The sequence below is a fragment of the Arsenicicoccus dermatophilus genome, assembly GCF_022568795.1.
Lineage (GTDB): Bacteria > Actinomycetota > Actinomycetes > Actinomycetales > Dermatophilaceae > Arsenicicoccus > Arsenicicoccus dermatophilus.
In genome coordinates, this window is sequence record NZ_JAKZHU010000001.1 from 126922 (window position 1) to 140456 (window position 13535).

General features: G+C 72.4%; 14 protein-coding genes and 1 pseudogene. 6 read left to right on the plus strand and 9 right to left on the minus strand.

Annotated elements, in window-relative coordinates; genetic code table 11:
• Positions 1–156: 156 nt before the first annotated feature.
• Positions 157–1170: a UDP-glucose 4-epimerase GalE gene (gene galE / locus MM438_RS00580; RefSeq protein ID WP_241449327.1), complete on the minus strand. Its 1014-nt coding sequence runs from the start codon at positions 1168–1170 to the stop codon at positions 157–159.
• A 176-nt stretch (positions 1171–1346) separates the two neighbouring features.
• A complete protein-coding gene (locus MM438_RS00585) occupies positions 1347–3266 on the minus strand; it encodes a potassium transporter Kup (protein WP_241449330.1) in 1920 nt (639 codons plus the stop codon).
• A gap of 128 nt (positions 3267–3394) precedes the next feature.
• Between MM438_RS00585 and MM438_RS00590 the strand changes: the two genes are divergently transcribed.
• The 5 genes and pseudogenes from MM438_RS00590 to MM438_RS16565 all read left to right on the plus strand — a co-directional run bounded on the left by MM438_RS00590 (position 3395) and on the right by MM438_RS16565 (position 6162).
• Positions 3395–4480: an S-(hydroxymethyl)mycothiol dehydrogenase gene (locus MM438_RS00590; protein WP_241449338.1), complete on the plus strand. Its 1086-nt coding sequence runs from the start codon at positions 3395–3397 to the stop codon at positions 4478–4480.
• Positions 4480–5100, plus strand: a complete 621-nt coding sequence (locus MM438_RS00595) for an MBL fold metallo-hydrolase (RefSeq protein ID WP_241449340.1) — start codon at positions 4480–4482, stop codon at positions 5098–5100. Before MM438_RS00590 ends, MM438_RS00595 begins: the two co-directional genes overlap by 1 nt.
• Before the next feature lie 69 nt (positions 5101–5169).
• Positions 5170–5454, plus strand: coding sequence for a YciI family protein (locus tag MM438_RS00600; protein WP_241449342.1), 285 nt, complete (start codon positions 5170–5172; stop codon positions 5452–5454).
• 128 nt (positions 5455–5582) lie between these two features.
• Positions 5583–5750, plus strand: a pseudogene (locus MM438_RS16560) (class I SAM-dependent methyltransferase); the annotation flags it as partial.
• A 190-nt stretch (positions 5751–5940) separates the two neighbouring features.
• Positions 5941–6162, plus strand: a complete 222-nt coding sequence (locus tag MM438_RS16565) for a hypothetical protein (RefSeq protein WP_241453511.1) — start codon at positions 5941–5943, stop codon at positions 6160–6162.
• 114 nt (positions 6163–6276) lie between these two features.
• On the opposite strand, the gene arsB is transcribed toward MM438_RS16565, so the two are convergent.
• On the minus strand, positions 6277–7329 hold the full coding sequence (arsB, locus tag MM438_RS00615; protein WP_338155485.1) for an ACR3 family arsenite efflux transporter: 1053 nt from the start codon (positions 7327–7329) through the stop codon (positions 6277–6279).
• A 71-nt stretch (positions 7330–7400) separates the two neighbouring features.
• Here arsB and MM438_RS00620 point away from each other — a divergent pair, with 71 nt between their 5' ends.
• Positions 7401–7760, plus strand: coding sequence for an ArsR/SmtB family transcription factor (locus MM438_RS00620; protein ID WP_241449351.1), 360 nt, complete (start codon positions 7401–7403; stop codon positions 7758–7760).
• Positions 7761–7776: 16 nt separating this feature from the next.
• Here MM438_RS00620 and pabB read toward each other — a convergent pair whose 3' ends face one another.
• From pabB to MM438_RS00650, 6 genes are all read right to left on the minus strand, one after another.
• Entirely contained in the window at positions 7777–9453 is a 1677-nt protein-coding gene (gene pabB / locus MM438_RS00625) for an aminodeoxychorismate synthase component I (protein WP_241449359.1), read from the minus strand.
• Positions 9450–10259 (minus strand): aminotransferase class IV, encoded by an 810-nt coding sequence (locus MM438_RS00630; protein ID WP_241449361.1) that lies wholly within the window; start codon positions 10257–10259, stop codon positions 9450–9452. The genes pabB and MM438_RS00630 overlap by 4 nt, the downstream gene beginning before the upstream one ends.
• A gap of 155 nt (positions 10260–10414) precedes the next feature.
• Positions 10415–11662, minus strand: coding sequence for a phenylacetate--CoA ligase PaaK (gene paaK / locus MM438_RS00635; protein ID WP_241453227.1), 1248 nt, complete (start codon positions 11660–11662; stop codon positions 10415–10417).
• A gap of 12 nt (positions 11663–11674) precedes the next feature.
• Positions 11675–11890, minus strand: a complete 216-nt coding sequence (locus MM438_RS00640) for a hypothetical protein (protein WP_241449363.1) — start codon at positions 11888–11890, stop codon at positions 11675–11677.
• Positions 11887–12249 carry a hotdog fold thioesterase gene (locus MM438_RS00645; RefSeq protein WP_241449365.1) on the minus strand — a complete coding sequence of 121 codons (363 nt, stop codon included), beginning with the start codon at positions 12247–12249 and terminating at the stop codon, positions 11887–11889. The genes MM438_RS00640 and MM438_RS00645 overlap by 4 nt, the downstream gene beginning before the upstream one ends.
• Before the next feature lie 77 nt (positions 12250–12326).
• A complete protein-coding gene (locus MM438_RS00650; RefSeq protein WP_241449367.1) occupies positions 12327–13529 on the minus strand; it encodes an FAD-dependent oxidoreductase in 1203 nt (400 codons plus the stop codon).
• Between the last annotated feature and the right edge of the window lie 6 nt (positions 13530–13535).

Sequence of the window (13535 nt, forward strand, 5' to 3'; positions counted from 1 at the left end):
GGTAGCCCCTCACGTGGCAGCAACCATGGAGAACCCCGCAGCGATCAGCAGGCCAGGTCGCGGGCGGGCGGGCCGCCATACCGACTCCTGGGCAGTGGCGTGCTCGGGCTGACTCGTATGGCGAGTGGGCGCTCGCCATACGAGTCACGGGCTGGGTCAGCTGGGGTAGCCCTCGGGGTTGGCGGACTGCCACCGCCAGGTGTCGGCGCACATCTCGTCGATGGACTTCGTGGCGTGCCAGCCGAGCTCGCGGTTGGCCTTGGTGGGGTCGGCGTAGGACACGGCCACGTCGCCGGGGCGGCGGGGAGCGACCTTGGCGGGCAGCTCGCGGCCCACGGCGCGCGAGAACGCCGCCAGCATCTCCTTGACGGAGGCGGGCTGGCCGGTGCCGAGGTTCCACGTGGACACCGGGTCGTCGATCTCGCCGAGGCGGCGCAGCGCCGCGACGTGGCCGGCGGCGAGGTCCTCGACGTGGATGTAGTCGCGTTGACCGGTGCCGTCGGGGGTGTCGTAGTCGTCGCCGAAGATCGACAGCGCCTCGCGGCGGCCGACGGCGACCTGGGCGATGAACGGCACGAGGTTGTTGGGGATGCCCTGCGGGTCCTCGCCGATGGTCCCCGAGGCGTGCGCGCCGACGGGGTTGAAGTAGCGCAGCAGCGCGATCCGCAGCGAGGGGTCGGCGGCGGCGACGTCGCGCAGGATCTGCTCGATCATCACCTTGGTCCAGCCGTAGGGGTTGGTGGCGAAGGTGTCGCGGTCCTCGGTGGCGGCCTCCTGGTGGGTGCCGTAGACCGTGGCGGAGGAGGAGAAGACGAGCTTCTTGACGCCGTGGCGCTGCATGGCCCGCACGAGGGAGAACGTCGAGCCGAGGTTGTTCTCGTAGTACTCCAGCGGCTTCTCCACGGACTCGCCGATGGCCTTGAAGCCCGCGAAGTGGATGACCGCGTCGAACTGCTCGTTGGCGAAGAGGTGCTCGGTCTTGTCCCGGTCGGTCAGGTCGAAGCCGTGCACCTCGATCGGCTGCCCCGCGAGGGCTTCGAGCCGGGCCATGACCGCCGGCTTGGCGTTGGAGAAGTTGTCGACCACGACGACGTCGTGACCGGCAGCAAGGACCTGGAGGACGGTGTGCGAGCCGATGTATCCGGCCCCACCGCTGACGAGAACGCGCATGTCGTCAGCCTAGGGGTCCCGGCTCGGGTCCCGCTGGGGGTTCGCCCGGTTCGTCCCGTATGCCGGGAGCGGCGCTCCGGACCAGGCCCCTCCCCGGTATGCCGGGGAGGGGCCTGGTGGCCCACCGCCTCCCCGGCATGCCGTCGCCTCGGTCCCGCTGCCGGCCAGGGGCCGCGTCAGAGGTTGACGCGCGCCCCCATCAGCACGGTGCGGTCGGGCGGCAGGTGGAAGACGCCGGTGCGGTGGGCGGCGTTGGACGCCAGGGTGATGAAGAGCAGCTTGCGCCAGCGGGGCATGGGCGCCGTCCCGCCCTGGTGCACGTCCATGACCGACAGGAAGTAGTTGGCTGCGAGCGGGTCGAAGCGCAGCACCTCCGGCGGGCTGGAGTGCACCGCGAGCTGCAGGGCGCGGGGGATGTCCTGGCTGTCGTTGAAGCCGACACGGCAGGTGACGTGCCAGACCCCGTCGTCCGGGTCGCCCAGGTCGGACACGCAGATGCGGTCGACGTGGCGGATGTGGGGGACGTTCTCGTTGACGATCGACAGGATCACCACGTGCTCGTGGAGCACCCGGTTGAGCCGCACGTTGGTCTTGAGGGCGAGGGGGGTGGTGACGCCGTTGACGTGGGGATACACGGCGACGCCGGGGACCCGCTGCACGCCGCGCGCCCGCACCTCGTCGAGGAACTCCGCCAGCGAGCCCTCCAGGTCGGTGCGGCGCTCGGCGACCAGGGCGGCGCCCGCGCGCCAGGTGGTCATGACGACCACGACGACGCCGGCGATGAGCAGCGGCAGCCAGCCGCCCTTGACGACCTTGGCGAGGTTGGCGACGAAGAAGGTGACCTCGGCCCCGCCCACGAGGATCGCGAAGGCCCACAGCTGCCAGGCATTCCAGCCCCACACCCGGTGGGCCAGCATGAGGAACAGCGCCGTCGTCAGCAGCAGCGTCCCGGTCACCGCCAGGCCGTATGCCGTGGCCAGGTGCTCCGAGCTGCGGAAGACGAAGACCAGCGCGAGCACCCCGATGTAGAGCATCCAGTTGATCGCCGGGACGTAGACCTGACCGCCCTCCTCCTTGGAGGTGTGGTGCACGGTCAGGCGGGGGAGCAGCCCGAGGCGGGTGGCCTGCCGCGACACCGAGAAGGCCCCCGAGATGACCGACTGCGAGGCGATCACCGTGGCGATCGTCGCCAGCGCCACCATGGGCAGCACCAGCCAGTGCGGCATCATCGAGAAGAACGGGTTGGTGGCCTTCTCGGGGTGCTCGAGGATCATCGCGCCCTGCCCCATGTAGCACAGCACCAGCGCCGGGAACACGAGCCCGAACCACGCCATCCGGATCGGCGGCGCCCCGAAGTGCCCCATGTCGGCGTACAGCGCCTCGGCGCCGGTGATCGACAGCACGATCGCGCCCATCGCCACGAAGGCCACCAGCGGCGCCTCGACGGCGAACCTCACGGCATACCAAGGCAGGACCGCCAGGAGCACGGCCGGGTTGGCGACGATGTGGGGTATGCCGAGGAGGGCGATCGTGACGAACCAGAGCACCATGATCGGGCCGAAGGTCTTGCCGACCTTCTCGGTGCCCCAGCGCTGGGCCGCGAAGAGCCCGGTCAGGACGACGGCGGCGATGGGCAGCACGAGGTCGGCGAACCCGTCGCTGACGACCGAGATGCCCTCGATCGCGGACATGACCGAGATGGCCGGGGTGATCATCGAGTCGCCGTAGAACAGCGCCGCGCCGACGATCCCGAGCATCATGGCGATGCCGGTGAGGCGCTTGCGCTGCTCGAGCCGTCCGCGCAGCAGGGCCGCGAGCGCGAGGATCCCGCCCTCGCCGTCGTTGTCGGCGCGCATGACGAAGGCGACGTACTTGACCGACACGACCATGGTGATCGACCAGAAGACGAACGAGATCACGCCGTAGACGTCGGTCGGCGTGGGCTTGACCTCGTTGTGGTTGATGCTGAAGACGGTCTGCAGGGAGTACAGCGGGCTGGTGCCGATGTCGCCGAAGACGACACCGAGGGCCGCGAGGGCCAGGCCCCCGCGGGCGGGATGCCCGGCGTGGGCGCGGGCGTGGTCGGTGGAGTTCACACCGGCCATCGTGCACCCCCGATCCTGAGGGCGTGCAAGGACCCGGGGGGAGCCACACCTGGGATGATGACGAGGAATCCCCCGAGTGGGCCGCGGCCGCTGCGCCGCCGGCCCGGACAGGAGCGCGCATGCCCACCACCGTCAAGGGAGTCGTCTCCCGCGCCAAGGGCGAGCCGGTCGAGCTCGTCGACGTCGTGATCCCCGACCCGGGTCCGGGTGAGGCGGTCGTCGACGTCCAGGCCTGCGGCGTCTGCCACACCGACTACCACTACCAGCAGGGCGGGATCAACGACGAGTTCCCCTTCCTGCTCGGGCACGAGGCCGCCGGGCGGGTGTCCGCGGTCGGCGAGGGCGTCACCGAGGTCGAGGTCGGGGACTTCGTGGTGCTCAACTGGCGCGCGGTGTGCGGCCAGTGCCGGGCATGTCGGCGCGGTCGGCCGTGGTACTGCTTCGCGACGCACAACGCCACGCAGCGGATGACGCTGACCGACGGCACCGAGCTGACGCCGGCGCTGGGGATCGGCGCCTTCGCGGAGAAGACGCTGGTCGCCGCCGGGCAGTGCACCAAGGTCGACCCCGCGGCGCGTCCCGAAGCCGTGGGCCTGCTGGGCTGCGGCGTCATGGCCGGGCTGGGCGCGGCGATCAACACCGGTCAGGTCGGTCGCGGCGACTCGGTGGCGGTGATCGGTCTGGGCGGGGTCGGCATGGCGGCGGTCATGGGCTCCCGCCTCGCCGGCGCGGCCACGATCGTCGGCATCGACACCGACCCCCGCAAGCTGGACCGCGCTCGCGACCTGGGGGCGACGCACACGATCGACCCGGCCGACGGCGACGTGGTCGAGGCCGTGCGGGCGCTGACCGGTGGCAACGGCGCGGACGTGGTCATCGAGGCCGTGGGCCGCCCGGAGACCTACGAGCAGGCTTTCCACGCCCGCGATCTCGCCGGCACCGTGGTGCTCGTCGGGGTGCCGACCCCCGACATGCGGATCGAGCTGCCGCTGCTCGACGTCTTCGGGCGGGGCGGATCCCTGAAGTCCAGCTGGTACGGCGACTGCCTGCCCTCGCGGGACTTCCCGATGTTCACCGACCTCTACCTGCAGGGGCGTCTGGACCTGGACGCCTTCGTGTCCGAGACGATCTCGCTGGGGCAGGTCGAGGAGGCCTTCGCGACCATGAAGAACGGCGACGTGCTGCGATCGGTGGTGAAGCTCTGATGGCCGGTGACGTGCAGGTCCAGCAGGTGATCACGTCGGGGACCTTCACCCTCGACGGCGGCACCTGGGACGTGGACAACAACGTGTGGGTGCTCGGCGACGACGACGAGTGCGTGGTGCTCGACGCCCCGCACGACCTGCAGCCGATCCTCGATGTCGTGGGCGACCGCACCCTCAAGGCGATCCTGTGCACCCACGCCCACGACGACCACGTCAACCGCGCCGCCGAGCTCGCCGACGCGACGGGCGCGCCGATCCTGATGAGCTTCCACGACCTGGAGCTGTGGCAGCAGACCTACGACACCCGCCAGCCCGACGAGGACGTCGTCGACGGGCAAGAGATCGAGGTGGCCGGGGTGACGCTGCGCGCGCTGGCGACGCCGGGGCACACGCCGGGCGGGACGTGCTACCACGCCGCGTCGCTCGGGTGCGTCTTCTCCGGGGACACGCTCTTCCAGGGCGGGCCGGGGGCGACCGGGCGGTCCTTCTCCGACCGGGACACCCTCGTCGCGTCGATCCGGGAGAAGCTCTTCGCCCTGCCCGCCGAGACGATCGTGCACACCGGCCACGGGGCCGACACGACCATCGGCGCCGAGCAGGAGTCCTCCTCCGACTGGTGACCTACCGGGGGCGGTCCGATCCGCATTGGTCGCCCAGGCGGATCGGACCGCCCCCGGTAGGTTGTCACCATGGCTTTCTACGCAGTCCGCTACACCTATGCCGACGACCCGCGCCTCGACGAGGTCCGCCCCGAGCACCGACACTTCCTGGGCTCCCTGGTGGAGCGCGGCCTGCTCAAGGCGTCCGGGCCGTACGTCGGCACGACGCCCGCGTCCGCGCTGCTGATCTTCGAGGCCGGGTCGGCCGACGAGGTGCGCTCGACGCTGGAGCAGGACCCCTTCCAGCAGGCCGGTCTGGTCACGGGCGTCGACGTCACCGAGTGGAACCCGGTCATCGGCGTCTTCGCCTCCTGAGCGACCCCGCAGACCGAGCGGGGGCGGTCGGATCCGCCTGCGTCGACGACCTGGGTGGGCTCGACGTCTGCCACCTGCAGTGCCACATCGGCACCGACACCGTCTCGCTGGCCCGGGCGGGCGGGCGGATGACAGGCGTGGACCTGTCGCCCGGCTCCCTCGAGGTCGCCCGCCGTCTCGCAGCCCGCACCGCCAGCGAGGTCACCTGGGTCGAGTCGGACGTCCTCGACGCGCGCGCCGCGGTCCAGGGCGACGTCGACGTGGTCTGCACCTCGATCGGGACCATCTGCTGGGTGGGTGACCTGCACCGATGGGCCCGACAGGTCGCGGGGCTGCTGCGCCCGGGTGGCGTCTTCCACCTCCGCGACGGCCACCCGATGCTCCTCGCCCTCGCGAGCACCAGCCCGACATGCGCCTGCGCTACCGCTACTTTCCGGGCGGGCGACACGCTGGGACGACGACGGCACCTACGTCGGAGAGGGGCGGGTGGCGCATCCGACGACCTACGAGTGGCCGCACCCGCTCTCCGAGGTCGTGGGCGCCCTCCTCGACGCCGGGCTCGCGCTGGAGCGTCTCGACGAGGGCCGCACCCTGCCCTTGCGTCTCATGCCTCGTATGACGGAGGTCGCGCCTGGCCGGTATGCCTTCCCGGAGGGAGAGCGCGACCTCGTGCCGTGCACCTTCACCGTCGTCGCCCGGCGGCGGTGACCAGCGGACCTGGCCGCGCATCGGACCTGCAGGCGACCACCGACGCACCTGCCGACATACGCCCCTGATCCTGCCCGGGTCAGCAGCTCTCGAGCGCTCAGGTCCGCGACGCTCTCAGGTGCGGGCGGCGAACCGGGGTCGCAGCGCCAGCGACACGTAGACCAGTCCGACCAGCACGGGCACCTCGATCAGCGGGCCGACGACCCCGGCGAGCGCCTGCCCGGAGGTGACGCCGAAGGTCGCGATGGCCACCGCGATCGCCAGCTCGAAGTTGTTGCCGGCCGCGGTGAACGCGAGCGTCGTGGTCCGGGCGTAGCCCATCCCGAGCGCCCGCCCGAGGAGATAACCGCCGCCCCACATCAGCGCGAAGTAGGCGAGCAGCGGCAGGGCGATGCGGGCGACGTCCAGGGGTCGGTCCGTGATCTGGCGTCCCTGCAGCGCGAACAGCACCACGATGGTGAACAGCAGACCGTAGAGCGCGAACGGGCCGACGCGTGGGAGGAACTCGCGCTCGTACCGCTCGCGCCCCCAGCGTCGCTCACCCAGCAGCCGGGTGAGATAGCCCGCCAGCAGCGGGATCCCGAGGAAGACGAGCACGGATGCGGCGATCTGCCAGGGGGACACGTGGAGCGAGGCCTGGTCGAGCCCCAGCCATCCCGGCAGCACGGACAGGTAGAACCACCCGAGCCCGGCGAAGGCGACGACCTGGAAGACCGAGTTCAGCGCCACGAGCACGGCGGCGGCCTCCCGGTCACCGCACGCCAGGTCGTTCCAGATGATGACCATCGCGATGCATCGGGCGAGGCCGACGACGATCAGACCGGTGCGGTAGGCGGGCAGGTCGGGCAGGAAGGTCCAGGCCAGGGCGAACATCAGCGCCGGCCCCACCACCCAGTTGAGCAGCAGCGAGGCGACCAGCATGCGGCGGTCGCCGGTGACCGTGTCGAGCCGGTCGTACCTCACCTTGGCCAGCACCGGATACATCATCACCAGCAGGCCGAGCGCGATCGGCAGCGAGACTCCCTGCACCTCGACGGTGGACAGGACGCCGGACAGGCCCGGGACGAGCCGTCCCACCAGGAGGCCGACGACCATCGCCGCCAGGATCCACACCGGCAGGAACCGGTCGAGGGTCGACAGCCTGCCAGCCACGCTGTGGTCGTCCACGGGTGCGCTCCTGATTTGATGGATGTCGATCTAGGGTGGCGCTGCGCCGCGCGGATTGTCAACATGGTGGTATGACGGATGCCTGCCCCGGAGCCGCCGCCGAGCCCGCCGACCCCAGGACCGAGCTCGGGGATCTCGCCGCAGCCGGGTGGCCGACCGATCGGTGCGAGGAGGTCGCGGCCTCGCTGCGTGCGGTCGCCGACCCGGTGCGGCTGGGGCTGCTCGCCGCGATCGCCACGGCCGACGGGTCCCTGTGCGTCTGCGCCCTGCCCGATCTGGGCGTCTCCCCGTCGACGGTCTCGCACCACCTGCGTCGGCTGCGCGAGGCCGGGCTGGTCCGGTCCGAGCGTCGCGGCACCTGGGTGCACTACTCGCCCACCGGGGCCGGTCGGATCCTCTGGGGGACCCTGCAGCAGCTGCCGTCGGGCTGACCCGCCCGAGGCCAGGTCAGCCGGGCAAGGCCGGCAGCACCGACCGGGCCTTGAGCAGCATCTCCTCGGTCTCCGCGTCCGGGTCGGAGTCCAGCACGATCGCGCCGCCCGCCCCGATCTCGGCCTCGCCGTCCTCGACGACGGCGGTGCGGATCACCACCGACAGGTCAAGGGCCCCTGACCGATCCACGAATCCCAGCGCCCCCGAGTAGATCCCGCGGGCCCGTTTCTCCAGCTCGTCGATGATCTCCATCGTGCGGTGCTTGGGCGCGCCGGTCATCGACCCGCCGGGGAAGCACGCCTCGACCGCGTCGATCCCGGTGTGCCCCGGCGCGATCCGGCCGCGCACGGTGGTCACGAGCTGGTGGACGGTCGCGTAGGACTCGACCGCCATCAGCGCCGGCACCTGCACGGTCCCGGGGTCGCAGACACGGGACAGGTCGTTGCGCAGCAGGTCGGCGATCATCAGGTTCTCGGCGCGCGTCTTGGCATCGGCCGCGAGATCGGTTGCGGCGCGGGCATCCTCGTCGGGATCGGGGTGCCGAGGCGCCGTCCCCTTGATCGGCTTGGTCTCGACCCAGCCGTCCCGGCCCACCCGCAGGAAGAGCTCCGGGCTGGCGCTGAGCACATGGGTGTCACCCAGCCGCAGGTAGGCCGCGTGCGGCGCCGGGTTGAGCTCCCGCAGCCGCAGGTAGGCCGCGAAGGGATCACCGGCGCACGACGTGAGCACCGTGTCGGTCAGGCAGATCTCGTAGGACTCGCCCCGTCGCAGCGCCTCCAGGCAGGCGGCCACGTCGGCGCGGTAGGTGTCCGGGTCCCGCGCCAGCCGCACGTCCCCCGGCGCGTCGTGCCGCGGGCCCGCGCCGCGCCGGCCGCCCTGCGGCCCCACACCTTGCGGCCCCACACCCGCCGTCCGCACGTCGGCGGCGTCCTGCGGGCGGGGGGCGGGGCACGTCGGACCGTGGGCGGCCAGGTCGCGCAGCAGCTCTCGGGCGTGGGCCACCCACTGCCCGGCGCCCGTCCCGTGCCCGACCAGCCAGGCGCGACCGGTCTCGTGGTCGAGGACGAGCAGGCGCTCGCAGCGCAGCCACACCGCGTCCGGTCGGCGGGAGGTATGCCGGTTGACGGCGCCCAGGTCACCCTTGAGCTCGTACCCGAGATAGCCGATCCACCCGTCCACCAGGTCGAACGGCAGCTCCGCACCCGGACCGTGCGCCGCGCAGGGACCGTCCCCGGTCGGGCACCCCGCCTCCGCCGCGCGAGCCGTCCGCGTCGCCAGGCCCGTCGCCACGGCGGACTCCGGCGACGTGAGTGCCGAGGGCTTCGCGGGCGATGCGGGCGCCGGGGGCGACGAGGACGCGGCCCCGACAGCGGGCGCGAGGCGCCGGCGCAGCGCGTCGACGATCGTTCCCCCCTCGCAGGTCACGCCACCGCGGACGTCGGCGTCGCCCGCCGCGAGATCGTGCGTGCCGCCTTCCGGCATACGGCCGTCCGACGAGACCAGCACCCGTCCGGACCCGACGCGGTAGCTCAGCACCTCGCCGGTCGGCCCCGGCGCCCCGAGGTAGGACCACCGGGCCAGCCCGCCCTCGCAGCGCGCCGAGTCCAGCCACGCGGCCACGGGCTCGGCGCCGAAGAGCGCCCGGTAGGCCTCCGGCGCGCTCACCGGACCCGGCAGGAGCGAGACGATCACGAGACGTGCTCGGGCAGCGGCCCGGTCGTCCTCTCCAGGGCGTCGCGCAGCAACGCGCCCAGCCCGACCTCGGTGGGGCCGTGCGGGGTGCCGCGGCGCTCGCCCCCCGGCAGCACCCACTCCCGGACGAACTGCACGCCCCGGGCCGCGTTGACCGCCCACACCGGCTTGTCGAGCAGGGCGTCGACGGAGAGCCGCCCGCGCGCGAGCGGGTGCGGGGTGTCCGCGAGCCCGATCTCCAGGCACTCCACCGTGATCGAGGGCAGCGCGTGGTCGTCGACGGGTCGGGCGACGAGACGCTCGCCGTCCCACCACACCAGCGAGGACCAGGTGGTCTCCAGCGCCTCGGGCAGCCGTCCATCGGGGCGCCACAGGAGGGCGTCGGACGCGCCGTGGCGTCGGGCGCGCTCCTGCACCCTGGTCTGGACGGCGAGGTCAGATCCCTTGACGTGCGGCCAGTTTCGCGGGTCGGGGGCATCCGCGACCCAGACGGTGATGTCCTGGGGAGCATCGGTCGCCGGGCGCAGCCACAGGGCCACCGCGTCGTTGTAGGCCTCGACCCGCGGCCACCAGCGACCCTCCCGCGGGATGAGGGCGAGCACCTCGTCGAGGATCACCTCGAGGTCCTGGCGCAGCATGAGGTGGTCCGCTGCCGCGGCGAAGCGCCGCAGGTGCCGCACCGGTCGGCGCGAGCGTCCCTCCTGCACCAGCCACGAGTCGATCACTATCGGCCGCAGCTGGTCGCCAGGGGGGTGCGGCCCCCACCAGCAGCGGTCGCCGTCGCGCACGGCCGTCGTCGTCCTCACCGCCGCATGGTGTCACGTCCTACGCTGTGGTCGGACCGTGGGGACCGTGTGCCGACCGAACGGCGCCCCCGCTCCCTGCCGGCGCGCGACCAGGCCACCCGCCCGCGCGCCGGCAGGGAGCCCGCAGCCGCGCGCCTCGGCATACCCCCGGGGCGTCAGCGCAGGTCGCGCTCATCCACGATCCGCCGCGCCTTGCCGACCGACCGCTCCACGCCGCCCTCGTCGCGCAGGTCGATCCTCGCGGAGGTGCCGATGCGCGACTTGATCTGGTGCTGCAGCTCGCGGGTGATCGTCTGCTTGCGGGCGTCGTCCACGCCGGGCAGCGCCTCGACCCGGACGGTCAGCTCGTCCATCCGGCCGGGGCGGGTGAGCAGGCACTGGAAGTACGCCGACAGGCCGTCGATCCCCAGGACGATCTCCTCGATCTGCGTGGGGAAGACGTTGACGCCGCGGACGATCATCAGGTCGTCGGTGCGGCCGGTGATCTTCTGCAGGCGCCTCATCGCGGGGCGCGCGGTGCCGGGCAGCAGCCGCGTGAGATCCCTGGTGCGATAGCGCAGCACGGGCATCGCCTGCTTGGTCAGGGAGGTGACGACGAGCTCGCCCTCCTCGCCGTCGGCGACCGGCTCCTCGGTGATCGGGTCGATGATCTCGGCGAGGAAGTGGTCCTCCCACAGGGTCAGGCCGTCCTTGGTCTCGACGCACTCCTGCGCGACGCCGGGACCCATGAGCTCGGACAGACCGAAGATGTCGGTGGCGTGCATCCCGGCCCGCTCCTGGATCTGCTGGCGCATCGCCTCGGTCCACGGCTCCGCGCCGAAGAGCCCGATCTGCAGGGAGGTCTCGCGCGGGTCGAGGCCGTAGCCCTCCATCGCGTCGAGCATCGACAGGAAGTAGGACGGGGTGACCGTGATGATCCGCGGCCGGAAGTCCTGGACGAGCTGGATCTGCTTCTCGGTGTTGCCGCCCGACGCCGGCACGACGGTGCAGCCGAGCCTTTCGGCGCCGTAGTGCGCGCCGATGCCACCGGTGAACAGGCCGTAGCCGTAGGAGTTGTGGAGCATGTCGCCGGGTCGGCCGCCGGCGGCGCGGATGCAGCGGGCGACGAGCCCGGCCCAGGTGTCGATGTCCTGCTGGGTGTAGCCCACGACCGTCGGCTTGCCGGTGGTCCCCGAGGAGGCGTGCACGCGGACGACCTGCTCGCGCGGCACGGCGAACAGGCCGAAGGGATAGGTGTCGCGCAGGTCCTTCTTGGAGGTGAAGGGCAGCAGTCGCACGTCCTCCAGGGCCTTGACGTCGTCCGGGTGGACGCCGCGCTCCTCCAGCTGCGAGCGGTAGTGCGGCACGTGGTCGTACGCCGCGCGGACGGTGCTCTGCAGCCGCTCGAGCTGGTGGGCGCGCAGCTCGTCGACCGACTAGCGCTCCGCGTCGTCGAAGAGGTCCGGTCGCTCGTCGATGGTGGGCAGGGTGCTCATGTCGACTCCTTCGTCGAGGGTGGAGCGGTGCTGGGTCGGGCGGTGGTGCAGGGCGCTGCCGGTGTCCCGGGAGGGGTGAGGGCCGACGTCAGCCCCGAGGCCGTATGGCGCGAGACCGGCCGCGGAGCTCGGCGACGAGCGCGCCGTCGGCCTCACGGGTGATGGTGACGTCGGTCGATCCCGTTGCGGCCGTAGCGAGCCCGCTCGACGGCGTGGCCGAGCAGGATGTCACCTCGGCGCGCGGGGGCGACGAAGTCGATGTCGAAGCCGGCCGCGACGGTGGTCTGGCCGCCGGCGTTGCACGCCAGGGCGAAGGTCGAGTCGGCGAGGGTGAAGATCAGGCCGCCGTGCATGATGTCGTGCCCGTTGACCATGGTCTCGGTGACGGCCATCCGGGTGCGGGCGCGGCCGAGGCCGTCCTCGTGGTGGACCTCGACGAGCTCGATGCCGAGGTGGCGGGAGGCGCCGTCGTCGTCCCACATGGTGCGGACGTGGGCAAGCTTGGGGTCGAGCACGCTTCTCCTTCCTGCCGGCGGTGGTCGGATCCGACCGGGCGACGCGAACGGACGGGTCCGACCACCGCCGGCAGGTCTCAGGTCAGGGCGGGGGAGGGGCGGTAGCGGCCACCCGGGTAGGCCGCGTCGAGCTCGCGCAGCTGCTGCGCGACCACGTCGAGGCCGATCTCGCGACCCCACTCGATGGGGCCGCGCGGATAGTTGGTGCCGAGCCGCATGGCGGTGTCGACGTCCTCGGCGGTGGCCTCGCCGCGGGCGACCAGGTCGACCGCCTCGTTGACGAGCATCGCCAGGGTGCGGGCGACCGGGTCGGTGCGGACGGGCCCGCCGACGAGCCGGGCCAGGGCTGCGGCGTCCACGTCGGCGTCGAGGGGGGAGCCGTCCTCGGCATACCGGAAGACGCCGTGACCGGCCTTGCGCCCCAGGGCTCCTCGCGCCACCAGGTCGCGCTGCAGGTCGGTCGGCTCGTAGCGCGGGTCGTGGTCGGTCTGCTCCCACACGCTGGTGCCGACGGCGAGGTTGACGTCCTGGCCGATCAGGTCGGTGAGCTCCATCGGGCCCATCCTGAAGCCCGCGCCGCGCAGCGCCGCGTCCACGGTCGCCGCGTCGCACAGTCCCTCGGCGACCATTCGCTGCGCCTCGCCGTAGAACGGCCGCGCCACCCGGTTGACGATGAATCCCGGTGTGCTCGTGCACTGCACGGGCGTCTTGCCCCAGGAGCGCATCAGCTCGGCGGCGTCCTCGAGGACCTCGGGACCCGAGGCATCGCCGCGCACCACCTCCACGAGACGCATCAGCGGCGGGGGGTTGAAGAAGTGCAGCCCGACGACCCGCTCGGGGCGGTCGATGCCCTCGGCGATCGCCGTGATCGACAGCGAGGAGGTGTTGGACGCCAGGATCGTGTCGCCGCTCTGCCGCTGCGCCAGCGTCGCGAAGAGCTCCCGCTTGACCGCCAGGTCCTCGACGATCGCCTCGATGACCAGGTGGCACGGTGGCAGGTCCGCGGCCGACACCACCGTCGACAGCCGATCCCGCGTCGCCGCAGCGGACTCCGCGGTGATCTTGCCCTTGGCGGCGAGCTTGTCCAGGGTCGCGCCGAGCCGCCGCACGGCCTCGTCCGCGGCGCCCTCCCGCGCGTCGACCAGCACCACCTCGTGCCCGGCCTGGGCGGCCACCTGCGCGATCCCCGTGCCCATCGCCCCCGCCCCGATCACGGCCACCCTCCCGAGGGGGACGGCGAGGTCGGCGGCGGTCTGCGGGTCCGGGACAGGGGTCTGCATGACGGC

Bases quoted from the DNA above. Each gene is read 5' to 3' on its own strand.
- galE (WP_241449327.1), bottom strand. From the start codon at position 1,170: ATGCGCGTTCTCGTCAGCGGTGGGGCCGGATACATCGGCTCGCACACC.
- MM438_RS00590 (WP_241449338.1), top strand. From the start codon at position 3,395: ATGCCCACCACCGTCAAGGGAGTCGTCTCCCGCGCCAAGGGCGAGCCG.
- MM438_RS00595 (WP_241449340.1), top strand. From the start codon at position 4,480: ATGGCCGGTGACGTGCAGGTCCAGCAGGTGATCACGTCGGGGACCTTC.
- MM438_RS00600 (WP_241449342.1), top strand. From the start codon at position 5,170: ATGGCTTTCTACGCAGTCCGCTACACCTATGCCGACGACCCGCGCCTC.
- MM438_RS00620 (WP_241449351.1), top strand. From the start codon at position 7,401: ATGACGGATGCCTGCCCCGGAGCCGCCGCCGAGCCCGCCGACCCCAGG.
- MM438_RS00650 (WP_241449367.1), bottom strand. From the start codon at position 13,529: ATGCAGACCCCTGTCCCGGACCCGCAGACCGCCGCCGACCTCGCCGTC.